Source organism: Micromonospora sp. NPDC007220, assembly GCF_040634035.1.
Lineage (GTDB): Bacteria > Actinomycetota > Actinomycetes > Mycobacteriales > Micromonosporaceae > Micromonospora > Micromonospora reichwaldensis.
In genome coordinates this window covers 89,218-112,049 of sequence record NZ_JBEYEU010000020.1, presented here as the reverse complement: position 1 = coordinate 112,049, position 22,832 = coordinate 89,218, and the positions used below count along the sequence as shown (strand labels likewise).

The window sequence follows — 22,832 nt, the reverse complement described above, 5'->3', positions numbered from 1 at the left end:
CGCCGCCGGTGAAGGCGAGCCCGGCAGCGGTCAGAGCGGTCTTACGCAGGATGTCGGTACGCATGATGGCAGCACCTTTCGATCGGGGGTACGCGACACACACCGCGGGGGACGGGTGGCGTCGCGGGCTGAGGAAAGGTCGAACCAGGTACGCCCTCGACGAGGGGTGAGGCGCGTCCGGGGATGTAACGACACGGGCCCGGCCGGCATTCCGACCGGCGACCCCGGCCATCCCGGAGGGCTCAGGGGTGGGGCCCGGGGTTACACGCTCACGGTGGTTACAACGACCCGGCCCCCCGACCCATGCCCACCGCATCCGTGGCGTCGGCCACCATGAAACGCCACGAAACGGACGATGATCTGATCGTCCCCGCCACCGACGCCGCCACGAACCGGACGCGCGCCCCAGACCGGCCGTCACTTCCGCCGAGCGCGCCGTGCGCCGGGCCGTCACCTGCCGGAGCTTCCGGAGCCCGCCCGGCACTCGCCGACGCTACCGACGACCGGACGCCTCAGTCGGGGACGCCGGCGTGGACGTCGGTCACGGCGGCGTTGACGGTGGGCGATCATGCAGGTGTGGTGGTGCGTAAAACGCCTGAATGGGTACTTACCCGGCACCACCACTGCATGATCGGCGCGGGCAGGGGGTGGCGAGGGTAGCCGCGGGCAGGGGTGGCGGGGGTGGCCGGGCCCGGGGCGGGCGGGGGTGTGGGGGGCGGGTGAGCGGGGGTGGGTGGAAAGAAGGCGGCGGCCCGGTGGCTGGTGCCACCGGGCCGCCGCCCTCGTGCTGTTTCGGTCCTACTCGTCCGCGCCTGCGGCGGCGGTGCCACCGAGGTCGGCCGGGACGGCGTCCGGCACGGTGGCCGGCCGGTCCGCGCCCGTGAAGATGAGCTTGGACTTGTCGATGTCCTCCGGATCGCCCTCGCAGTCCACCACCACGATCTGACCCGGGATCAGCTCGTTGAAGAGGATCCGCTCGGACAGGTTGTCCTCGATGTCGCGCTGGATCGTGCGACGCAGCGGACGCGCACCGAGGACCGGGTCGAAGCCCTTCTTCGCCAGGTACTTCTTGGCGTTGTCGGTCAGCTCCAGACCCATGTCCTTGTTCCGCAGCTGGCCCTCGATCCGCTGGATCATGATGTCGACGATCGACAGGATCTCCAGCTGGCGCAGCTGATGGAAGACGATGGTGTCGTCGATCCGGTTGAGGAACTCAGGCCGGAAGTGCTGCTTGAGCTCGTCGTTGACCTTCTGCTTCATCCGGTCGTAGTTGGACTCGGAGTCCTCCGACGCCTGGAAACCGAGCGAGACCGCCTTGGCGACGTCGCGGGTGCCCAGGTTGGTGGTCAGGATGATGACCGTGTTCTTGAAGTCCACGATCCGGCCCTGACCGTCGGTGAGCCGACCGTCCTCGAGGATCTGGAGCAGCGTGTTGAACACGTCCGGGTGGGCCTTCTCGATCTCGTCGAAGAGGACCACCGAGAACGGCCGACGCCGCACCTTCTCGGTCAGCTGGCCGCCCTCGTCGTAGCCGACGTAGCCGGGAGGGGCACCCACCAGCCGGGAGACCGTGTAGCGGTCGTGGAACTCGGACATGTCCAGCTGGATGAGGGCGTCCTCGCTGCCGAACAGGAACTCGGCGAGCGCCTTGGAGAGCTCGGTCTTACCGACACCGGACGGGCCGGCGAAGATGAACGAGCCCGACGGACGCTTCGGGTCCTTCAGGCCGGCCCGGGTACGCCGGATCGCCTTCGAGACCGCCTTGACCGCGTCCTCCTGGCCGATGACGCGCTTGTGCAGCTCGTCCTCCATGCGCAGCAGGCGCGAGGTCTCCTCCTCGGTCAGCTTGTAGACCGGGATGCCGGTCCAGTTGCCGAGCACCTCGGCGATCTGCTCGTCGTCGACCTCGCTGACGACGTCCAGGTCACCGGCCTTCCACTCCTTCTCCCGCTGGGCCTTCTGGCCGAGGAGCTGCTTCTCCTTGTCGCGCAGCTGGGCGGCGCGCTCGAAGTCCTGCGCGTCGATCGCGGACTCCTTGTCGCGACGCACCTGGGCGATGCGCTCGTCGAAGTCGCGCAGGTCCGGCGGCGCGGTCATCCGGCGGATCCGCATCCGGGCGCCGGCCTCGTCGATCAGGTCGATCGCCTTGTCCGGCAGGAAGCGGTCGGAGATGTACCGGTCGGCCAGCGTCGCGGCGGCCACGAGAGCCGCGTCGGTGATGCTGACCCGGTGGTGCGCCTCGTAGCGGTCGCGCAGGCCCTTGAGGATCTCGATGGTGTGGGCCAGCGACGGCTCACCCACCTGGATCGGCTGGAAGCGGCGCTCGAGGGCGGCGTCCTTCTCCAGGTGCTTGCGGTATTCGTCGAGCGTGGTCGCGCCGATGGTCTGCAGCTCGCCACGGGCCAGCATCGGCTTGAGGATGCTCGCCGCGTCGATCGCGCCCTCGGCGGCACCCGCGCCGACCAGGGTGTGGATCTCGTCGATGAAGAGGATGATGTCGCCGCGGGTGCGGATCTCCTTGAGCACCTTCTTGAGGCGCTCCTCGAAGTCACCGCGGTAGCGGGAACCGGCGACCAGGGCACCGAGGTCGAGCGTGTAGAGCTGCTTGTCCTTCAGCGTCTCGGGCACCTCGCCCTTGATGATCTTCTGGGACAGCCCCTCCACCACGGCGGTCTTGCCGACGCCGGGCTCACCGATCAGGACCGGGTTGTTCTTGGTGCGGCGGGAGAGCACCTGCATGACCCGCTCGATTTCCTTCTCGCGCCCGATGACCGGGTCGAGCTTGCCCTCGCGGGCGGCCTGGGTCAGGTTGCGGCCGAACTGGTCCAGCACGAGGCTGGTGGACGGCGCGGCCTCGCCCGGCGTGGCGCCCGCCGCGGCCGGCTCCTTGCCCTGGTAGCCGGAGAGCAGCTGGATCACCTGCTGGCGGACCCGGTTGAGGTCGGCGCCGAGCTTGACCAGCACCTGGGCGGCGACGCCCTCGCCCTCGCGGATCAGGCCGAGCAGGATGTGCTCCGTGCCGATGTAGTTGTGGCCGAGCTGCAGCGCCTCGCGCAGCGACAGCTCCAGCACCTTCTTGGCCCGCGGCGTGAACGGGATGTGCCCGCTCGGCGCCTGCTGACCCTGGCCGATGATCTCCTCGACCTGCTGCCGCACACCCTCCAGGGAGATGCCGAGGCTCTCCAGAGCCTTGGCGGCGACGCCCTCACCCTCGTGGATCAGGCCCAGCAGGATGTGTTCCGTACCGATGTAGTTGTGGTTGAGCATCCGGGCCTCTTCTTGGGCCAGGACGACAACCCGTCGCGCTCGGTCGGTGAACCGCTCGAACATGCCCTCGTGCTCCTCACGTGCCGTGCGCACTCGATCTTGATGGTCAAGAAGTCGTGGCGGGGCCGGTGCGCGGACGACCGGGACGGGCGTCCGTGCCTCCTTACTCTATCGCCGCGGACCGACTCCGCTGAGGTCGTGTGTCCCCGTCGGAAGCCGTGTACGCGTCGTTTTGCACAACCGTCCGCGCTCAGGGGGTGTTCCGGTACCCCTGCCTGTACGCGCAGAGCGAAATTCGACCCCGGTCCCGGACCCGTCGTGCGGGTCGCGCCGGTGCCGACGCGGCCCGGATCCGAGCCGTTCGGGAGTTGTCCACAGGCTGTGGACAGACTCTCCACCGGCTGTGGACAACGACCGTCGGGACGGAATTCTTCCCCCTCGGACGCGACCCCGGGCGGATACGGCGACGCCGGCCCGGAGTCGTGCTCCGGCCCGGCTTCGGTGTCGCCCGTCGGCGGTCCCGGTCAGTGACCGGCCTTCGCGTGGTACTCGTCGACGATCTCCTGGGGGATCCGACCCCGGTCGGAGATGTCCTTGCCGGCCTTCTTGGCCCAGGCGCGGATCGCCTTGTTCTGCTCCCGGTCGGCGGTGGCGCCACCCCGGCCGCGCGCGGCCCGGCCGCCGACGACGACGCCGCCCCTGCCCACCTTGGTGCCGTGGGCGATGTACGAGGCGAATACGTCGCGCAATTTCTCGGCGTTGGAGCTAGACAGGTCGATCTCGTACTGAACGCCGTCGAGCGCGAACTTGACCGTCTCGTCAGCGTCCCCGCCGTCCAGGTCATCGACCAGCTTATGAATGATCTGCTTGGCCACGTCCCACATTCCTTTCGAGCAGGGTGCTCCTGCAAACTGTAAGCACAATAACCCGCGCGGCGCTTGCCGCGTCAATAGGATGCGGTAACGACCCGGTGGAGATGCGCGGCTACTCCGGGCGAACCAGGGGGAAGAGGATGGTTTCCCGAATTCCCAGGCCGGTGAGCGCCATCAAGAGCCGGTCGATTCCCATTCCCATACCCCCGGCCGGCGGCATTCCGTACTCCATCGCCCGGAGAAAGTCCTCGTCCAGCCGCATGGCCTCGTCGTCGCCGCGGGCGCCGAGCTGGGCCTGGGCCACCAGCCGCTCCCGCTGCACCACCGGGTCCACCAGCTCGGAGTACGCGGTCCCCAGCTCGAAACCGAGCACGTAGAGGTCCCACTTCTCGGCCAGCCCGGGCTCGCTGCGGTGCGCCCGGGTCAGCGGGCTCGTCTCCTCCGGGTAGTCGCGGACGAAGGTGGGCGCCTGGAGGCTCGGCACCACCAGCTCCTCGAACAGTTCCTCCGCCAGCTTGCCCGGCCCCCACTTCGGGTCGACCGCCAAACCGACCTTGTCGGCGTACTCCACCAGGCGGGCGCGCTCGGTGCGTGCCGTGACCTCCTCGCCGAGCGCCTCGGAAAGCACCCCGAAGAGGGTCACCGAGGGCCACTCGCCGCCCAGATCGAACTCCCGGCCGTCGGCGTGCGTCACCACGGTCGAGCCGCTGACGGCGATCGCCGCCTGCTGCACGAGATTCCGGGTCAGCTCGGCCATGGTGTCGTAGTCGCCGTACGCCTCGTATGCCTCGAGCATCGCGAACTCGGGCGAGTGCGAAGAGTCGACACCCTCATTACGGAAGTTGCGGTTGATCTCGAAGACCCGGTCGACGCCGCCGACGACGGCCCGCTTGAGAAACAGTTCCGGCGCGATTCGCAGATACAGATCGGTGCTGAGCGCATTGCTGTGGGTCACGAATGGCCGGGCCGCCGCGCCGCCGTGCAGCAGCTGGAGCATCGGAGTCTCCACCTCGATGAAGTCCCGGCCGTGCAGCGTCTCGCGCAGGCTGCGCACGGTCGTGGCCCGGGTACGCACCATCTGGCGGGCCTGCGGCCGGACGATCAGGTCCACGTAGCGCTGCCGGACCCGCGCCTCCTCGCTCAGCGGCTTGTGCGCCACCGGCAGCGGGCGGAGCGCCTTCGCCGTCACCGCCCACTGCTCGACCAGCACGGAAAGCTCGCCGCGCCGGCTGGTGATCACCTCGCCGGTCACGCCGACGAGGTCACCGAGGTCGACCAGGCGCTTCCAGTCGTTCAGCCGGTCGGGGCCGACCCGGTCGAGGGAGAGCATGGCCTGCAACTCCGTGCCGTCGCCGTCCCGCAGGGTGGCGAAGCAGAGCTTGCCCGTGTTGCGTACGAAGATCACCCGGCCGGTGACCGAGACCTGGTCCCCCGTGGCGGTGTCGGTGGGCAGCTCGGCGTACTTCTCGCGGATCTCGGCCAGCGTGCTGGTCCGGGGGAATCCGATGGGGTACGGCTCGACGCCCTCGGCGAGCATCCGGTCCCGCTTCTCCCGGCGGACCTTCATCTGCTCGGGAAGGTCGTCGGCGGGATCGACTGGCACGGGGTTCTGCTCGGTCACGGCACGCTTCCTCAGAAGGAGATTTCGGGCGGGGTCAGGCCCCGAGCGTACTCAAGGCCCCAGCGAGGCGTTACGGGATAACCTGCCCGCCATGACGGACCCCACTCCCGCCCTGTCGTTCGGGGTCGCCGCACGCGAGTACGACCGGTTTCGACCCCGCTATCCGGAGGCCGCCCTGCGGTGGGCGCTCGCCGGGGTGGAGGCGCCCGCCCGCGTCGCCGACCTGGGCGCCGGCACCGGCATCCTCACCCGGGGCGTGCTCGCTCTCGGCCACGAGGTGGTGCCCGTGGAGCCGGACCCCGCGATGCGCGCCCAACTGGAGTTAGCCACCCCGGGCACGACTGCCCTGGCCGGCAGCGCCGAGGCGGTGCCGATGCCCGACGGCACGGCCGACGCGGTGCTCGTCGGGCAGGCGTACCACTGGTTCGACCGGGAGCGGGCGCACGCCGAGGTCGCCCGGCTGCTCCGGCCTGGCGGGACGTTCGCCCCGATCTGGAACACCCGGGACGAGCGCGTCGACTGGGTCGCCGAGTTGAGCCGGATCGCCCACCTCGGCGACAACGCGGGCAGCGTGGTGGAGAAGTACGGCGACTTCGGCTCCGCCTTCGAGCCGACGGAGCTGGGGGAATTCGCCCACACCACGACGCTCACCCCCGACGAGGTGGTCGCGATGCTGCACACCCGCTCCTTCTGGCTGACCGCGTCCATCGACGAACAGGACAGGATCGACCGGGAACTCGGCGAACTCTTCGCGAGCCACCCCGACCTGGCCGGTCGGGAGTCCGTCGAACTCCCCTACCGCACGTTCGTCTTCCGCGCCCGACGCCGCTGAGCCACCGCCACGCTCATAGGTTGCGCTCGTAGACCATCCGCAGGCCGATCAGGGTGATCATCGGCTCGTGGTGGGTGATCGTGTGGCACTCGTTGATCACCAGCGAGGCCAGCCCGCCCGTGGCGATCACCGCGCTCACCTCGCCGATCTCCTCGATCATCCGCTCGACGATCCGGTCCACCTGCCCGGCGAAGCCGAAGTAGAGGCCGGACTGGAGGCACTCGACGGTGTTCTTGCCGATCACCGAGCGGGGCTTGGCCGCCTCCACCTTGCGCAGCTGGGCGGCCCGGGCGGCGAGCGCGTCGAAGGAGATCTCGATGCCCGGGGCGAAGGCGCCGCCGAGGAACTCGCCCCGGGCGCTGATCACGTCGAAGTTGGTGGTGGTGCCGAAGTCCACCACGATCGACGGCCCGCCGTAGAGGGTGTACGCGGCCAGGGTGTTCACCACCCGGTCGGCGCCCACCTCCTTGGGGTTGTCGATGGCGAGCTGCACCCCCGTGCGCACGCCGGGCTCGACGATCACGCTCGGCAGGTCCGCGTAGTAACGGGCGAGCATGTTGCGCAGCGAGCGCAGCGCGGCCGGGACCGTGGAGCAGGCCGCGACCCCGGTGATCTCGACGGCGTCCGCGGCGAGCAGGCCCCGGAACTTCAGGCCCAGCTCGTCGGCCGTCGCCCGCGCATCGGTCTTGATCCGCCAGGAGTGCACCAGCTTGTCGCCGTCGAAGGTCGCCAGCACGGTGTTGGTGTTTCCGATGTCGATGCAGAGCAGCACGCTCGCAGCCTAGACAACGCCCGGCCGCCGGTTCACGCGGTGCGCAGGTCCATGGCGATGTCGAGGATCGGCGAGGAGTGCGTCAGGGCCCCGACCGACAGGAAGTCGACGCCGGTCGCCGCGTACCGCGCCGCCACGTCGAGGGTCAGCCCGCCGGTCGCCTCCAGCTCCGCCCGGTCCCCCACCAGGGCGGCCACCTCGGTGAGCATCTCCGGGGTCATGTTGTCCAGCAGCAGGAAGTCCGCCCCGGCCTCGACCGCCTCCACCGCCTCGGTGACCGTGTCCACCTCGACCTGCACGGGCACGTCCGGGAAGGTCTCCCGGACCCGGCGGAAGGCCGCCGTGATGCCGCCCGCCGCGAACTTGTGGTTGTCCTTGATCATCGCGACGTCGTGCAGGCCCATCCGCTTGTTCGTGCCGCCGCCCGCGCGGACCGCGTACTTCTCCAGGGCGCGCAGGCCCGGGGTCGTCTTGCGGGTGTCCAGCACCATCGCCTTGGTGCCGGCCAGGGCGTCCGCCCAGGCCCGGGTGTGGGTGGCCACCCCGGACATCCGGCAGAGCAGGTTGAGCGCCGTGCGCTCGGCGGTCAGCAGCAGCCGGGTGGGGCCGGTCACCGTGGCCAGCACGTCGCCGCGCGCCACCCGCTCGCCGTCGCGGGCCACCACCGACACCTCGACCGTACGACCGGCGCCGGTCGCCTCGCCGACCAGCTCGAACACGGCCGCCGCCACGGCCAGCCCGGCCACCACGCCGTCGGCGCGGGCCACCAGGTCGGCCGTGTCGGTCTGCCCGGCCGGGATGGTGGCGACGCTGGTGACGTCCAGGAGATCCGGGCCCAGGTCCTCGGCGAGCGCGGCCTCGACCGTCCGCCGCACCTGCGCCGGATCCAGGCCGGCGTCCCGCAGTGCCCGTTCCGTCGACTCCGTCATCGGGTTCCCTCCCACGTTTGCGTCAGCCGGCCCTGCGCCCCGACCGCGCCGACCAGGTGGCCGTGCCACCGCTCGTCGGCCGTCGGGAAGTCCTCCCGCCAGTGGCAGCCCCGGGTCTCCCGGCGGGCGTACGCAGCGGCGACCAGCGCCGACGCCACGGTGATCAGGTTCGTCGCCTCCCAGTCGGCCGTCCGGGGCCGGCCCCGGCCCTCGCCGAGCCCGGTCAGCACGCCGGCGGTCCCGGCGAGGGTCTCCGCCGAGCGGAGCACGCCCGCGCCCCGGGTCATCGCCCGTTGCAGCGTCGGCGTCGCCTCGGCCGGCACCACCCAGCCCTCGCCGCCCACCCAGGCGCCCGTCGCCGCCGGCTGGGCCTGCTCGGGCAGCCCGGCCGCGATGTCCTCGGCGATCCGCCGGGAGAAGACCAGCCCCTCCAGCAGCGAGTTGCTGGCCAGCCGGTTCGCGCCGTGCACGCCGGTGCAGGCGACCTCGCCGCACGCGTACAGCCCGGGGATGGAGGTACGCCCGCGCAGGTCCGTGCGGACGCCGCCGGAGGCGTAGTGGGCGGCAGGGGCGACCGGGATCAGGTCGGTCCCCGGGTCGACCCCGATGGCCAGGCAGGACGCGACGATGGTCGGGAAGCGCCGGGCCAGGAAGTCACCGCCCAGGTGCCGGGCGTCGAGGAAGACGTGGTCCGCGCCGGTGGCCAGCAGGACCCGGTGGATGCCCTTGGCCACCACGTCCCGGGGCGCCAGCTCGGCCAGCTCGTGCTGCCCGACCATGAACCGCTTGCCGTCGCCGTCGACCAGGTGGGCGCCCTCGCCGCGCAACGCCTCGGAGACCAGCGGCTGCTGGGCGTGCCCGGCGCCGGGCACGCCGGCGCCGGCCGGGGTGATCAGCGCGGTCGGGTGGAACTGGACGAACTCCACGTCGGTCACCGCCGCGCCGGCCCGCATCGCGAGGGCCACCCCGTCCCCGGTCGACACGGCCGGGTTGGTGGTGGCCGCGTAGATCTGGCCCATCCCGCCGGTGGCCAGGACGACCGCCCGGCCCAGGATGGCGCCCACGCCGTCCTCGCTGCCCTCGCCGAGCACGTGCAGGGTGATGCCGCAGGCCTGGCCGAGCCCCTCCGGGGAGTCCCCGGGGGCGCGCAGCAGGTCCAGCACCAGGGCGTGCTCCACCAGCCGGATCCACGGGTCGCGGCGCACGGCGGCGTGCAGGGCGCGTTGCACCTCGGCCCCGGTGGCGTCGCCGCCGGCGTGCACGATCCGGTCGGCCCGGTGCCCGCCCTCCCGGGTCAGCATCAGCGAGCCGTCCGGGTTGCGGTCGAACTCCGCCCCGATCCGCATCAGCTCGCGCAGCCGGGTGGGGCCCTCCTCGACCAGCACCCGCACCGCCGCCGGGTCGCAGAGCCCCACGCCGGCGATCTCGGTGTCCGAGGCGTGCGCGGTCGGTGTGTCCTGCGGGTCGAGCACGGCGGCGATGCCGCCCTGCGCCCAGCGGGTCGACCCCTCGTCTATGTCGACCTTGGTCACCACGGTGACGTGCAGCCCCGCCTCGCGCAGGTGCAGCGCGGCGGTCAGGCCCGCCACCCCGGAACCGACCACGATCACGTCGGTGGTCTCCACCCAGCCGGGCGCGGGGGCGGCCAGCAGTCTGGGCAGCGCCGGCAGGTCGACGGTCGGAAGGTCCATACCCACAGTCAACCCGAAGGGTCCTCGCGGGGGGCGGCGGGGGCGGGACGAGTGGTTTGGGCCATGGGGTCCCGAGCCGGGCAGGCCGGCCGGTGCCACGCGTGGGGCCGCCTGCGTGGGCCGGCGCGCTACCGCGTCCGGACCGGGAGGGCCGCCGGGCCCGCGCCCCGCAGCGAGCCGGTCACCGTACGGTCGTCGAGCCAGAGGTAGCAGCGGACGCCCCGGTCGCCGACGCGCCACCGGCCCGCTCCCGGCGGACGGACCACCACCCCGCTGCGGAAGCGCAGGTCGGCGTCGTCGGGCACCCCCACGTAGCGGCTGAGCACCGAGCGGCAACCGGCGTACAGCGGAGCCCAGTCGGCGGCCCGGGTCGGGTACGGGCGGTCGGGCGCCCGCCACACCCCGACGAACTCGGCGTCGTGCCGGGCAGCGCAGTCGACCGGGAGCAGCGTCCGCACCGACCCGCCCCGGGAGCGGGCCTGCTGGCAGCCGAGGCGTAGCGGGGACGGCCCGCGCAGCGCGTCCCGGAGGCTGCCGGTGCGGACCACCACCGTGGCGGCGGCCTCGACGGTGCTCACCTCGGTCAGGTCGCACCGGTACCAGCGGGCACCCGCCGTCCAGCCCGCCCCGGACGGCACCGCCACCGCCAGCCGCAGCCGCCCCGCCCGCCAGTCGGCGCCCACGTGACCGGTCGCCCGGGCGTCGCAGTCGGCGAAGGCGCCCCGCAGCTCGGCCGAGCCGCCCGGCGGCGGGGCGGGCCGCCCGGCCGGGAAGGCGCCCACGTGCACGGTCTCGACCCGGTGCGGCGCGGCGCAGTCCACCGGCGCGTACGCCGCCAGGGTCACCACGTCGACGAAGTCGGCGACCTGGCACACCCCGGCGGCCGGGTTGAAGGGCCCTGCGGCGGGCGGGGCCGCCCAGTCGTCGACCAGGTCACCGTCCAGCCCGCCGGCGTCGGCGCAGCCGGCCAGGAGCGCGGCCGTGGCGACGGCAGCGAGCAGGGTGGTCATCGCACGGCGCACAGCGGCCTCCCCCAGCCACCCGCGTCTCTCGACGGGCAACCAGACTACCCAGGGATGACCTTCCGGTGACAGACCGCACGCGCGGTCGCTTCCCGCACCGCCAGGGTCCTGCGGTCACGAAGGGCACGAAAGCCCACAGAATGCCGCCGGAGGAGCGGGCGGAGGCGGGAACGGGCGGGTCAGACGGCGGCGGCGGCGAGGGGATTGGGGATCGGGGCGCCGGCGGTGCCGGGTGCGGCGGTGGTCGGGTCGGCGTTCAGCTCGACGACCCGGTTGTCGGCGTCGACGTGTACGACCCGCGGCCGGTAGGCGCGGGCCTCGGCGTCGTCCATCTGCCCGTACGAGATGAGGATGACCAGGTCTCCCGGGTGCACCAGGTGGGCGGCGGCGCCGTTGATGCCGATCACGCCGCTGCCCCGCTCGCCCGGGATCACGTACGTCTCCAGCCGCGCCCCGTTGGTGATGTCCACGATCGCCACCTGCTCGCCGGGGATCAGGTCGGCGGCGTCGAGCAGGTCCTCGTCGACGGTCACCGAGCCGACGTAGTGCAGGTCGGCCTGGGTCACCGTGGCCCGGTGGATCTTCGACTTGAGCATGGTGCGCAGCATCGGGATGCCTTTCGCGGAAGGTGGCGGGGGCGGGGTTCAGGAACGGGGGGCGAGCCGGATCGCCGCGTTGTCGATCAACCGGGTGGCGCCCACCCAGGCGGCCACGAGCAGCCGCGCCGGCCCGGAGACCGGCCCCGGTTCCAGGTCCGGGTCGGTGAGCACCAGGTAGTCGAGGCGCGCGCCGGGCGTACCGGCGCCGAAGGCCGCGTGCGCGGCGGCGAGCACCGCCCCCGCGTCACCGCCCTCGTCGGCGGCCGCGGCCCCGGCCCGCAGCGCCGCGGACAGGCTCAGCGCGGCCTCCCGCTCGGCCGGGGACAGGTAGCGGTTGCGGCTGGACAGGGCCAGCCCGTCCGGCTCCCGTACGGTCGGCACGCCGACCACCTCGACCGGCACGTCGAGGTCCCGGGCCATCCGCCGCACCAGGGTCAGCTGCTGGTAGTCCTTCTCGCCGAAGAACGTCAGGTCGGCGCGGGTGAGCTGGAGCAGCTTCAGCACCACGGTGAGCACCCCGTGGAAGAACCCGGGGCGGCTCTGCCCCTCCAGGTCCTCCCCCAGCGGGCCCGGGTTGACCCGCACCCGGGGCTGGCCGTCCGGGTACATGTCCGCCACGGCGGGGGCGAAGACCACGTCCGCGCCCGCCCGCCGGCAGATCTCCAGGTCGGCGTCGAGGGTGCGCGGGTAGCGGTCGAAGTCCTCGTTCGGGCCGAACTGCAACGGGTTGACGAAGATCGTGACGAGCACGTGGTCGGCGCGCTCCCGGGCCGCCCGCAGCAGCGTCTCGTGCCCGGAGTGCAGCGCGCCCATGGTCATCACGACGCCCACGGTGCCCTTGAGCCCGTCGCGCGCCGCCGCAAGCTCGGCGCGGGTGTGCACCAGTTCCGTCACCTGTCCCCCTCCGTCCACCGTCGGCCCGGTCACGCCGCCACCTCGCGCCGGTCGCCGGCGAGCACGCCGAGCAGCGACTCCGCGTCGACCGGCCGCAACCGGCCCGCGGCGATGGCCCGGTCGGCCGTACGTCGGGCCAGGGCCAGGTAGGGCGCCACCGACTCGGGGGCAGTCGCGGCGAGCCGCGCCAGGTGGCGCTCGACCGTGCCGGCGTCGCCCCGGGACACCGGCCCGGTCAGCGCGTCGTCGCCGAGGCGCAGCGCGTTCTCCAGGGCGGCCCGCAGCAGCGGGGCGAGCACCTTCTCCGGCTGGGCCACCCCGGCGTCGCGCAGCCGGTCGGCCGCCTCGTTGACCAGGGTCACCAGGTGGTTGGCGCCGTGCGCCAGCGCCGCGTGGTAGAGCGGCCGGTCCGCCTCGCCGACCCACTCCGGCACCCCGCCGAGGTCGGCGACCAGCCGGGCGGCCAGGGGGCGCAGCTCCGCCGGGGCGGTCACCCCGTACGAGATGCCGGCCAGCCGGGCCAGGTCGTCCGGCGTACCGGTGAAGGTCATCGCGGGGTGCAGGGCGAGCGGGCGGGCGCCCGCCGCGGCGGCGGGGGCGAGCACGGCCAGCCCGTGCGCGCCCGAGGTGTGCGCGACCACCTGGCCGGGGCGCAGCGCGCCGCCGTCGGCCAGGGCGGCGACCACCCCGGCGAGCGCGTCGTCGGGCACGGCGACCAGCAGCAGGTCAATGGCCGCCCGCGCCACGGCGGCGGCGGAGCGGCGGGGCACGTCGGGAAGCAGCAGCGCGGCCCGGGCCCGGGAGGCGCCGGAGCCGGCCGTGAGGGCGACGACCCGGTGGCCGGCGGCGGCGAGTGCGGCGCCCAGCACGGTGCCGACCCGGCCGGAGCCGACGACGCCGACGGTGAGGAGACGGGGGGTGGCAGCCGGCGGTACGGCGGCCCCGTGGGGGGCGGCCGAACGCGGGCGCGGGGGTGCGCTCATGGGCGACGATCCAGTCCTCGAGAAGGGGTACCGGTCGATGGCAAGTATGCGCCGGGGTTACGGAAGCGGGACAAGGATGTGTGAAAACGTTCACCGGCGGCACCGGCGGCACACCCGGGGATGGAACGTCCGCTCCGACCGGCTGACCGTAGGGTCGGGCCGGTGACGCACGCCGTACGGCCGGCCGGTGGCGGGCAGGACAGGCAGCTCGGGAGGAACGAACTGATGCCGGAGCGCTGGCGGGACGCGATGGAACGGTCCCTCTACGGGCCGGGCGGCTTCTTCGTCTCCGGGTCGGGCCCCGCCGGCCACTTCCGCACCAGCGTGCACGCGTCTCCGGCCTTCGCCGACGCGCTGCTGCGGCTCGTCGAGCAGGTCGACGCCACCCTCGGCCACCCCACCGACCTCCGCGTCGTGGACGTAGGGGCGGGCCGGGGCGAGTTGCTGCGTGCGCTCTCCGCCGCGCTGGGGGTTGCCGGGGAGCCCGCCCGCTCCTGGCGGTCAGGCTTGATCCCTCCGCGGACGGGCTCCCCGGCAACCTCGACTCCCCCGGCCGCCGCCCGGCCCTCGGCCTCTTCCGGCCCGCCGGCCGCCGGTCCCGCGCCCTCCGCGTCGGTTCCGCTCGCCTCCCGGGTACGCCTCACCGCGGTCGAGAAGGCTCCCCGACCAGCCGACCTGCCCGACGGGATCGACTGGCTCGACGAGATTCCCGACGGGATCACCGGGCTGCTGATGGCCACCGAGTGGCTGGACAACGTGCCGCTCGACGTGACGGTGCACACCGCCGAAGGGTGGCGCTACCTGTTGGTCGACCCGGCCACCGGCGCGGAGACCGTCGGTGACCCGGTCGACCCCGCCGACGCGGACTGGCTCACCCGGTGGTGGCCGGTGCCGGTGGCCGGCATCGACGGGACCGGCCCGGCCGGGTCGGGGCTCCGGACGGCCCGATCGGCGGAGGGATCAAACCTGACCGCCCGGAGCGACCGCCTGGAACCCCTGACAGCAGTCAGAGCCGAGATCGGCCGGACGCGCGACGAGGCCTGGGCCGAGGCGGTGGGAAAGCTCGACCGGGGGCTGGCGCTGGCGGTGGACTACGGGCACCTGCGGGACGGCCGGCCCGTGGACGGGACGTTGACCGGGTACCGGGGCGGGCGGCAGGTGCCCCCGGTGCCGGACGGGAGCCGCGACGTCACCGCGCACGTCGCCGTCGACTCGGTCGCCTCCGCCGGCGCCCGGGTCGCGCGGTGCGCGTACGACCTGGTGTCGCAGCGGGAGGCGCTGCGGGCGCTCGGGGCCGACGGCGGCCGACCCCCGCTCAGCCTGGCCGCCAGCGACCCGGCCGGGTACGTGCGGGCGCTCGCCGCCGCGTCGGCGGTGGCCGAGCTGACCGACCCGGCCGGGTTGGGCGGGCACTGGTGGCTGCGGCAACCGGTCGGCGTCGACCCCGCGCGGTTCATGGCACGATGACGTCCATGACCACGGACGCTGGCGACCTCCGCGAGCTGACCGTCGGCACCGGGGCCGGCGGCGATCAGCTCGGCACCGACATGGTGCTCAACATCGGGCCGCAGCACCCCTCCACGCACGGCGTGCTCCGGCTCAGGCTGGTGCTCGACGGCGAGCGGGTGGTGGCCTGCGAGCCGATCGTCGGCTACATGCACCGGGGCGCCGAGAAGCTCTTCGAGGTCCGCGATTACCGACAGATCATCGTGCTGGCCAACCGGCACGACTGGCTCTCGGCCTTCTCCAACGAGCTGGGCGTGGTGCTCGCCGTCGAACGGCTGATGGGCATGGAGGTGCCGGAGCGGGCCACCTGGCTGCGGATGGCCCTCGCGGAGCTGAACCGGGTGCTCAACCACCTGATGTTCCTCGGCTCCTACCCGCTGGAGATCGGCGCGATCACGCCGATGTTCTACGCGTTCCGCGAACGGGAGACCATCCAGGCGGTCATGGAGGAGGTCTCCGGCGGCCGGATCCACTACATGTTCAACCGGGTCGGTGGGCTCAAGGAGGAGATCCCCGCCGGCTGGACCGGCCGGGCGCGGGCCGCCATCGCCGAGGTCCGCCGGCGGATGCCGGACCTGGACAACCTCATCCGGCGCAACGACATCTTCCTGGCCCGTACGGTCGGCGTCGGGGTGCTCTCCGCGGCGGACGCCGCCGCGTTCGGCGCGTCCGGGCCCGTCGCCCGGGCCTCCGGCCTCGACCTGGACCTGCGCCGCGACGAGCCCTACCTGGCCTACGACCAGCTGGACGTGCCGGTGGTGACGAAGACCGCCGGGGACTGCCACGCCCGCTTCGAGGTGCTGCTCGACCAGGTGTACGCCTCGCTCGACCTCGCCGAGCAGTGCCTGGACCGGGTGGACCAGCTCACCGGGCCGGTCAACACCCGACTGCCGAAGGTGCTCAAGGCCCCCGAGGGGCACACCTACGCCTGGACCGAGAACCCGCTCGGCATCAACGGCTACTACCTGGTCTCCCGGGGCGAGAAGACGCCGTGGCGACTGAAGCTGCGCACCGCGTCGTACGCGAACGTGCAGGCGCTGGCCACCCTGCTCCCCGGCTGCCTGGTACCGGACCTGATCGCCATCCTCGGCTCGATGTTCTTCGTGGTCGGCGACATCGACAAGTGACCCGGCCGCGTACGCCCGTCCGGTCGCGGCGGGCGGCGCGGCGGCTGCCGGTCGGAACCGCCGTCCGGGGTCAGCGCCAGCGGTCGGCGTTGCGGGCGCCGCCCGCGCGGGGCTCGTCGTCCTGCGGCGGGTAGCCGTAGGGCTCCTCCTGCCGCCGGCCGTACCGCTGCGGCTCGGGCTCCGCCCGACGGGTGCGGTGCGCCTCGGGCTGACCGGCGTCGTGCCGCGCCTCGGGCTGCTGTCCCCGCTGACGGGGCGCACGCCACTCGTCGGGCACCGGCACCCCGCCGGCCGGCAGGGCCGGGGCGCCGTCCGGCTCCGACCAGCCGCCGCGCCACCCGTCGTCCGCCCGGTCCGGGCCCCGGCGCGGCTCGTCCCGCCGGACCGACGCCCAGCGGTCCGCGACCCGGTACTCGGTGCCGGTGGCGTCCGCGTGCACCTCGGCACGCCGCTCCCCGACCCGCAGCTCCCGGCCCCGGTCGTCGTCGCGCACGGCCGCCCACCGGTCCCCGGCGCGCAACTGCGACCAGTACTCCCCGCTCTCCGCCCCCGCCTCGTCCGGCGGGTACGCCCGGCCGTGCCCGCGCGCTTCGACCGGCGCATCCCAGCCCGGTGCCCCCGCGCCGCCCCGACCCGGGTCGGCCCGCTGCTGTCCGCGCTCGTCGTGCCGCCCCGGCCACTCCCGCTCGTCGCGCTCGCCGGACCGCTCCCGGCCGCCGGGCTGGGCGGGCCGGGGCCGGTCGTCCCGGGCAGCCCCGGGGCCCGGCCGCGACACGTCGTCTTCCCGGCGTGGTCGGTCGTCGTGACGGGACCGGTCGTCGTGACGGGACCGGTCGTCGTGACGGGACCGGTCGTCGTGACGGGACCGGTCGTCCGGTTCGCCGCGCCCGTGACCGGCCCAGGAACGGTCGTCCGGCTCACCCGGCCACGGCCGCTCCTCCTGCTCCGGCGACCAGCGTCCCGCGTACCCGCCGCCGTAGCGGGCCCCTCGGTCACCGGGGACGGACGCGGCGCCGTCCACGATGGTGTGCCGGGTGGTGACGTGCACGGTCTCGGTGTGCCGCACCACCCCGAGCGAACGGGCCGAAGGCTGGCTCGTCGGCTCCGCCGGCCGGGCCGCCCCGTACACCCCGGCCGTTCCGCCGGCGGCCGGCCGGTCCGGGCCGTACCCACCGGCCGTGCCCGGGGCCGGCCCGTCCGTGCCGTACCCGGCGGCCGGGGCGGCCACGGGCCGCGCGGCACGCGGAGTCGGCTGCGGCCTGCCGGCGGGCTCCTCGTCGTCCCGGTCCGCGCGTCCCCGGCGGTGCACCGCGTCGTCCTGGTCCGGCACCTGCCGGCGGCCGGGGACCGCGTCGTCGACGGACGCCCGCGCCCGGCCGGCGCCGGCCGGGGCGTCGACGCCGGCCAGCGCGGCGCTGCTCGCGTCCAGCCGCCGACGCAGCGCGGCGACCTCGTCCTGCGCCCGCTGGGCGTGGTCGAGCGCCTGGTTGCCGCGTTGGGCGGCGGCCACGATCTCCCCGCGCAACTCGCGGCGGAGTTCCTCGATCTCGTCCAGCAGCTCGTCGGTGCGGGCCGGGCCCGCACCGTCGGCGCGCAACGCGATCGACAGGCCGATCAGGACGACGGCCAGGATGGCCAGCACGGCGGCGAACCGCAGCGGGCCGTTGCCGTCGGCGACGAGCAGGATCAACGCCGCCACCGGCGCCAGGGCGACACCGATCCAGAAGAGCACGGTAAGCAGTGACGGACTGCGCTTGTCGGCGGGGGCGACCGGGGCTGGCATGGGTCCGGAGCCTACCGAGAGCTGCCCCGCCCGGGAAAGGGTGAACGGGGCATCCGGCATCTTCGCCGCCGATCGCCCCACGCGCCGTCGACCGCTGACCGCGGCGGCCGCCCGTCGGCCGCCGGTGGCACGGGGCCACCGGCGGCCGGTCGGGCATCAGCCGACGGCCAGTGCGCCGTCCGAGGAGAACACCAGGCCCACGCTCGCGGCCCCGGTCTTCAGCGCGTTCTTGGTCTGCGGGCCGCCCTGGTCCAGCGAGCTGAACGAGCCGGCCTTGAAGTCGTAGACCTGGACGAGCCCCGCCTGGCACTTCGGCCGCTGCGGGCACTCCGGCGGCCCGGCCAGCACCGTGGCCTGGCCCGAGCACTTAGCGGCCAGCTCGGAGAGCGTACTGACGCCGTACTTGTCGGCGAACGCCTTCGTCACGGCGAAGGCGTTCTGGTCCTGCGCGGCGGCGGGCGTGCCGAAGACGAGGCCCGCCTTGTCGCCGGCCGCCTTGAGCGCCGCGACGGTCTTCTCCAGCTCCGGCGACGACACCGGCTGGGCGTCCTTGCCGTTGGCCTTGGTGTTGAGGAACTCGGCCATGGTCGCCGCGTACTCCGGGACGACCTGGATCTCGCCCTTCTCCAGGGCCGGCTCGTAGAGCTCGCGGTTGCCGATCTGCTGCACCTTGGCGTCGTAGCCGGCGGCCGTCAGGGCGATCTTGTAGAGCTCGGCCAGGATCTGGTTCTCCGTGAAGTTGGCCGCGCCGATCACGATCTGCCCACCGGGGCCCTTGGCGATGCCCGCGGTGACGCCGTTGGCCGCCGCGAACTCCTCGGCCGCCTTCTGGGCCGTCTTGCGGTCGACGTCGACGGCCTTGTTCAACTGGATCAGCTTCGGCGTGTCGAGCGCGGCCGAGACCTTGTCCAGCGCCGCGATCAACTGCGGGTTGGCCGCGTCGGCGTTGACCGCCGGAATGACGTTGTCGGTGTTCTGGAGCTTCTTGTCGTCGTCGAGGACGACGAGCTGGTCACCGGCGACCGGCGCGCAGCCGGCGCCCGAGGCCGCCTGCTCCGGGGCGTCCGTGCCGGAGGAGCCGGCGTCGCCGCAGCCGGTCAGCAGCCCCGCCGCGGCGAGGGCTCCCACCGCACCGACGGCCAGGCGTGTACGAGCGCGCATCAGTGCCCGCCTTCCGTGTCCCGGCGCGACCCTGCCGGGCCGGCCGCGTGTCCGACGGGCGATCTCCGTCCGGCCGCCCGCTGTGTCCCACGGGCGGCTCGCGTTGCGGCCGCCCGGTTTCCCACCCCAACATCTTCCACGCGGGACCGACAACCCGAGGCGAGGTTTGTCACCGGATCGTCACCGGAAGTCAGCCGCGCCACCCCGTCATCGAGGTGTTCCAGGGTCCGTGGCGTCCAGGCGTTCCGGTCCCCGCGCAACGGTGGCGGGTACGGCCACGCAACCCACCCGGCGCGGGAATCCGGGTGGGCGGCCGACGCTCAGCCGCCGGCCACGGCCTGCGCCGCCCGGCGGCGCGCCCGACGGCGGTCCGCCCGCAGCGGGCGCGGCGTGACCAGCCGCTCGACCAGGGCCAGCACCAGTTCCAGCAGCATGGCAAGCCCGGCCACCAGCACGCCGCCGGCGATGATCTGGCCGCCGCCGGCGGCGATGTCCAGGCCGAAGCCCGCCCGGATGATCTGGCCCAGTCCGCCGCCGTTGACGAAGGACGCCAACGCGGCGGTCGCCACCACCTGCACCGCCGCCGTGCGGAACCCGGCCGCCAGGTAGGGCACCGCCAGCGGCAGCTCGACGCGGCGCAGCAACTGCCACCCCGAGAAGCCCATCCCGCGCGCCGCGTCCCGGGCCTCCGGATCGGCCTGCCGCACCCCCGTGTACGCGTTGGCCAGCAGCGGCGGCACGGCGAAGACGGCCAGCGCGACCACCACCGACGGCCGGCCGAAACCGAGGAAGGTCAGCGGCAGGATGGTGAGCAGGGCGAGCGTGGGGATAGCGAGCGACACGTTGGACACCAGCACCACCAGGCCGCCGCCCCGGCCGGTGTGCCCGAGCCAGAGCCCGATCGGCCAGGCGACCAGGCAGCCGAGCGCCACCGCCGCCGCCGACATCGACAGGTGCTCGCCGAGCCGCTCCAGGACGCCACCCGGGTTCGTCCAGTTCAGCGGATCGTTGAGCCAGACCACCGCCGCCTCGACCGGATTCACGGAGCCAGCCTTCCGTTCGCGACTGCGGGACTCCGCTGCGCTGCGTTCCTCGCGCTCACCGAGCCAGCCTTCCGTTCGCGACTGCGGGACTCCGCTGCGCTGCGTTCCTCGCGCTCACCGAGCCGCCCTTCTTCTCAACCAGGGGGTCAGCAGCCGGCCCGCACCGGCCAGGACCAGGTCGAGCACCAGGGCGAGCAGGACGCAGAGCAGCGTCCCCGTCATGATCTGCGCCTTGTAGAAGTTGTTCTGGAAGCCGGCGAAGATGAGCTGCCCCAGGCCGCCGCGCCCGATCACCACGCCCACGGTCACCAGGGCCACCGTGGAGACGGTCGCCAGCCGCAGCCCGGTGAGGATGCCCGGCAGTGCCAGCGGCAACTCGACCCGGAACAGCCGGCCCCAGCGGCCGTACCCCATCCCCTCCGCCGCCTCGCGGACCTCGGGGGGCACCTGGTTGAGCCCGGCGACGGCGTTGCGGACGATCACCAGGAGCGCGTAGAGGACCACCACGCTGAGCGCGGTCGCCGCGCCGATGCCCAGGTAGGGGGCGACGAACGCGAAGAGCGCCAGCGACGGCACCGTGTAGAGCACCCCGGTGAGGGCCAGGACCGGCCCGGCGAGCGAGCGGTACCAGTAGGCGGCCACCGCCAACGGCAGCGCGATCAGGGCGGCGATCAGCACCGCGCGAGCGGTCAGCGAGGTGTGCTCACGCACGGCAGCGAGGATCGTGTCAGAGTTGTCCCGCACGTACTGCCAGGAGAACCACGGGTTACCCGGGTCGGCCCGGTAGCTCAGGCGGAAGGACATGTGTGGACGTTACCCCGGAGGGCACCGCCCCCGCCGAACCGCGCGCGGCGTCGATCACGCTCGAGGGCATCCGCAAGCAGTACCCGGACGGCACCGAGGCCGTACGCGAGCTGAGCCTGGACATCAGGGCCGGCGAGCTGGCGGTGCTGATCGGACCGTCGGGCTGCGGCAAGTCCACGGTGCTCCGGATGGTCAACCGCCTCATCGAGCCGACCGGCGGCCGGATCCTGCTCGGCGGCGAGGACGTCACCCGGGTCGACCCGGTCCGGTTGCGCCGCCGGATCGGCTACGTGATCCAGAACGTCGGGCTCTTTCCGCACCAGACGGTCAGCGCCAACGTCGCCACCGTGCCCCGGCTGCTCGGCTGGCCCCGTCAGCGCAGCCGCAGCCGGGTCGACGAGCTGCTGGAACTGGTCGGGCTCGATCCGGCCACGTTCGGCCGCCGCTACCCGCACGAGCTCTCGGGCGGTCAGCGGCAACGGGTCGGGGTCGCCCGGGCCCTCGCCGCCGACCCGGTGGTGCTGCTGATGGACGAGCCGTTCTCGGCCGTCGACCCGATCGCCCGGACCCGGTTGCAGGAGGAGTTCCTCCGGTTGCAGGCCGAGGTGCGCAAGACCATCGTGCTGGTCACCCACGACCTGGACGAGGCGGTCCGGCTGGGCGACCGGATCGCGGTGCTCTCCGAGGGCGGGCGCCTCGAGCAGTTCGACACCCCGGCCGCCGTGCTCGGCGCGCCCGCCACGCCCTTCGTGCGGCAGTTCGTGGGCGCCGACCGGGGCATCCGCCGGCTGGCGGTCACCCCCGTCACCGGCGAGGCCGTCGAACCGCTGCCCGAGACCGGGGTGGCCGAGCTGCCGACGATCCCGCTCGGCGGCTCGGCGTACGACGCGCTGGGTGTGCTGCTGACCTCGGCCGCGGACCGGGTCGTGGTGACCGACGGGGGGCGGCCCGTCGGCGTGCTCAGCCGGGCGCGGCTGCTCGAACTGGGCGCGCCCGAGCGGTGAGGCGCAGCCCGGTCAGGCGCGCCCGCCGAGGCTGGCCACGCCGATGATCCACCCGGACAGGAAACCGTAGGTCGCGCCGGCGCCGCCCGCCTGGATCGCCGTGAGCAGCGACGGTTCCGGGCCGAGGAAGGCGGCGATCAGGGAGGCGAAGCCGCCGGCCAGGACGTACGCGGCCCAGCCGGAGAAGAACTGCGTCCCCGACCCCTGCACCCGGGCCACCTGCGAGGTGGGCAGCAGGTAGAGGAAGAGCGCCGCGAGGATGACCAGCAGGACGGCCCGCAGGTTCGCCACGAGCAGGTTTCCGGTCGCCCCGTCACCGTTGAAGAGCCACGCCGGCCAGGAGAGCAGTTGCAGGTACCAGCCGCCGGCGGAGTTCGGGTCGGTGCCGGCGGCCCAGCCGACGTACGCCGGGCTGCCGCAGACCGCGACCAGGAGGAGCGCCGCGAGCGCGCCCGTGCCCGCCGCCGTCCCGTAGCGACCGCCGGTGCGTGACGGGTTGGTGAGCGCCATGATCGGCTCAGTTCCCGGCGGACCGCGGCGGGCAAACCTGCTTGGGGCCGGCGGTCGCCGTCACCGTCGCGGGTGCTTCATCAGGTAGTCGATGAACGCGGCCCGCAGCAGCGGCGCCGACTCCTCGTAGCCGTGCCCGGTCAGCTCGCGCCACAGCGCCGCGGCCTCGTCGATCGTCGGCCCGACCGAGTTGGGCGCGCCGTCGAGGACGGCGGCCTCGTCCGCGTTCGGCAGGTGCCGCAGCACGGACCAGAAGAAGCGCACGTCGTGGCGCTCCCGGGCGACCGCGAACGCCCGCTCCCGCAGCTCCTCGGTGGACAGCGCGTCGAGTTCCTCGAACGACGGGCCGGCGGAGGACGATGGTGTGTCGGTCATGCCGCCGAGCCTAACCGGCGAGATCACTCCCGGCCCG

General features: G+C 73.7%; 19 protein-coding genes and 1 pseudogene. 4 read left to right on the top strand and 16 right to left on the bottom strand.

What is annotated here, in order from left to right; all coding sequences use genetic code 11:
* Nucleotides 1-798: 798 nt before the first annotated feature.
* The 3 genes from ABZ573_RS25750 to lysS all read right to left on the bottom strand — a co-directional run bounded on the left by ABZ573_RS25750 (nucleotide 799) and on the right by lysS (nucleotide 5,760).
* Nucleotides 799-3,330 (bottom strand): ATP-dependent Clp protease ATP-binding subunit, encoded by a 2,532-nt coding sequence (locus ABZ573_RS25750; protein ID WP_151456722.1) that lies wholly within the window; start codon nucleotides 3,328-3,330, stop codon nucleotides 799-801.
* A gap of 461 nt (nucleotides 3,331-3,791) precedes the next feature.
* Nucleotides 3,792-4,142: an Lsr2 family protein gene (locus ABZ573_RS25745; protein WP_165947879.1), complete on the bottom strand. Its 351-nt coding sequence runs from the start codon at nucleotides 4,140-4,142 to the stop codon at nucleotides 3,792-3,794.
* A gap of 109 nt (nucleotides 4,143-4,251) precedes the next feature.
* Nucleotides 4,252-5,760 carry a lysine--tRNA ligase gene (gene lysS, locus ABZ573_RS25740; protein WP_151456718.1) on the bottom strand — a complete coding sequence of 503 codons (1,509 nt, stop codon included), beginning with the start codon at nucleotides 5,758-5,760 and terminating at the stop codon, nucleotides 4,252-4,254.
* A 91-nt stretch (nucleotides 5,761-5,851) separates the two neighbouring features.
* On the opposite strand from lysS, the gene ABZ573_RS25735 reads away from it, so the two are divergent.
* Entirely contained in the window at nucleotides 5,852-6,592 is a 741-nt protein-coding gene (locus tag ABZ573_RS25735; protein ID WP_358121526.1) for a class I SAM-dependent methyltransferase, read from the top strand.
* 13 nt (nucleotides 6,593-6,605) lie between these two features.
* Here ABZ573_RS25735 and ABZ573_RS25730 read toward each other — a convergent pair whose 3' ends face one another.
* From ABZ573_RS25730 to ABZ573_RS25700, 7 genes are all read right to left on the bottom strand, one after another.
* Complete coding sequence (locus ABZ573_RS25730; RefSeq protein WP_151456720.1) at nucleotides 6,606-7,364, bottom strand: type III pantothenate kinase; 759 nt, start codon at nucleotides 7,362-7,364, stop codon at nucleotides 6,606-6,608.
* 32 nt (nucleotides 7,365-7,396) lie between these two features.
* Nucleotides 7,397-8,293: a carboxylating nicotinate-nucleotide diphosphorylase gene (nadC, locus tag ABZ573_RS25725; RefSeq protein ID WP_151456721.1), complete on the bottom strand. Its 897-nt coding sequence runs from the start codon at nucleotides 8,291-8,293 to the stop codon at nucleotides 7,397-7,399.
* Nucleotides 8,290-9,984: an L-aspartate oxidase gene (locus ABZ573_RS25720; protein ID WP_358121523.1), complete on the bottom strand. Its 1,695-nt coding sequence runs from the start codon at nucleotides 9,982-9,984 to the stop codon at nucleotides 8,290-8,292. Before ABZ573_RS25720 ends, nadC begins: the two co-directional genes overlap by 4 nt.
* A gap of 128 nt (nucleotides 9,985-10,112) precedes the next feature.
* Nucleotides 10,113-10,994, bottom strand: coding sequence for a septum formation family protein (locus ABZ573_RS25715; protein ID WP_358121537.1), 882 nt, complete (start codon nucleotides 10,992-10,994; stop codon nucleotides 10,113-10,115).
* A 191-nt stretch (nucleotides 10,995-11,185) separates the two neighbouring features.
* Nucleotides 11,186-11,614: an aspartate 1-decarboxylase gene (gene panD, locus ABZ573_RS25710; RefSeq protein WP_151457733.1), complete on the bottom strand. Its 429-nt coding sequence runs from the start codon at nucleotides 11,612-11,614 to the stop codon at nucleotides 11,186-11,188.
* Nucleotides 11,615-11,650: 36 nt separating this feature from the next.
* Nucleotides 11,651-12,499, bottom strand: coding sequence for a pantoate--beta-alanine ligase (panC, locus tag ABZ573_RS25705; RefSeq protein ID WP_151457734.1), 849 nt, complete (start codon nucleotides 12,497-12,499; stop codon nucleotides 11,651-11,653).
* A gap of 29 nt (nucleotides 12,500-12,528) precedes the next feature.
* On the bottom strand, nucleotides 12,529-13,482 hold the full coding sequence (locus ABZ573_RS25700) for a Rossmann-like and DUF2520 domain-containing protein (protein ID WP_358121521.1): 954 nt from the start codon (nucleotides 13,480-13,482) through the stop codon (nucleotides 12,529-12,531).
* Nucleotides 13,483-13,707: 225 nt separating this feature from the next.
* Here ABZ573_RS25700 and ABZ573_RS25695 point away from each other — a divergent pair, with 225 nt between their 5' ends.
* Both ABZ573_RS25695 and ABZ573_RS25690 read left to right on the top strand, forming a co-directional pair.
* Nucleotides 13,708-14,949, top strand: a complete 1,242-nt coding sequence (locus tag ABZ573_RS25695; protein ID WP_358121535.1) for an SAM-dependent methyltransferase — start codon at nucleotides 13,708-13,710, stop codon at nucleotides 14,947-14,949.
* On the top strand, nucleotides 14,946-16,115 hold the full coding sequence (locus ABZ573_RS25690; protein ID WP_358121519.1) for an NADH-quinone oxidoreductase subunit D: 1,170 nt from the start codon (nucleotides 14,946-14,948) through the stop codon (nucleotides 16,113-16,115). The genes ABZ573_RS25695 and ABZ573_RS25690 overlap by 4 nt, the downstream gene beginning before the upstream one ends.
* A gap of 70 nt (nucleotides 16,116-16,185) precedes the next feature.
* Here the strand turns inward: ABZ573_RS25690 and ABZ573_RS25685 are convergent, their stop codons facing one another.
* The 4 genes and pseudogenes from ABZ573_RS25685 to ABZ573_RS25670 all read right to left on the bottom strand — a co-directional run bounded on the left by ABZ573_RS25685 (nucleotide 16,186) and on the right by ABZ573_RS25670 (nucleotide 20,906).
* Nucleotides 16,186-17,898, bottom strand: a complete 1,713-nt coding sequence (locus ABZ573_RS25685; RefSeq protein ID WP_358121517.1) for a hypothetical protein — start codon at nucleotides 17,896-17,898, stop codon at nucleotides 16,186-16,188.
* A gap of 156 nt (nucleotides 17,899-18,054) precedes the next feature.
* Nucleotides 18,055-19,232 (bottom strand): annotated as a pseudogene (locus ABZ573_RS25680) (glycine betaine ABC transporter substrate-binding protein).
* A 147-nt stretch (nucleotides 19,233-19,379) separates the two neighbouring features.
* Nucleotides 19,380-20,102: an ABC transporter permease subunit gene (locus ABZ573_RS25675; protein WP_151456516.1), complete on the bottom strand. Its 723-nt coding sequence runs from the start codon at nucleotides 20,100-20,102 to the stop codon at nucleotides 19,380-19,382.
* Between the two features lie 114 nt (nucleotides 20,103-20,216).
* Nucleotides 20,217-20,906 carry an ABC transporter permease gene (locus ABZ573_RS25670; protein WP_151456515.1) on the bottom strand — a complete coding sequence of 230 codons (690 nt, stop codon included), beginning with the start codon at nucleotides 20,904-20,906 and terminating at the stop codon, nucleotides 20,217-20,219.
* A gap of 2 nt (nucleotides 20,907-20,908) precedes the next feature.
* On the opposite strand from ABZ573_RS25670, the gene ABZ573_RS25665 reads away from it, so the two are divergent.
* Complete coding sequence (locus tag ABZ573_RS25665; protein WP_151456514.1) at nucleotides 20,909-21,910, top strand: ATP-binding cassette domain-containing protein; 1,002 nt, start codon at nucleotides 20,909-20,911, stop codon at nucleotides 21,908-21,910.
* 12 nt (nucleotides 21,911-21,922) lie between these two features.
* On the opposite strand, the gene ABZ573_RS25660 is transcribed toward ABZ573_RS25665, so the two are convergent.
* Together ABZ573_RS25660 and ABZ573_RS25655 are read right to left on the bottom strand one after the other, a co-directional pair.
* Entirely contained in the window at nucleotides 21,923-22,420 is a 498-nt protein-coding gene (locus tag ABZ573_RS25660) for a hypothetical protein (protein WP_151456513.1), read from the bottom strand.
* A 60-nt stretch (nucleotides 22,421-22,480) separates the two neighbouring features.
* Nucleotides 22,481-22,795 carry a hypothetical protein gene (locus ABZ573_RS25655; RefSeq protein ID WP_327029836.1) on the bottom strand — a complete coding sequence of 105 codons (315 nt, stop codon included), beginning with the start codon at nucleotides 22,793-22,795 and terminating at the stop codon, nucleotides 22,481-22,483.
* Nucleotides 22,796-22,832 lie beyond the last annotated feature (37 nt).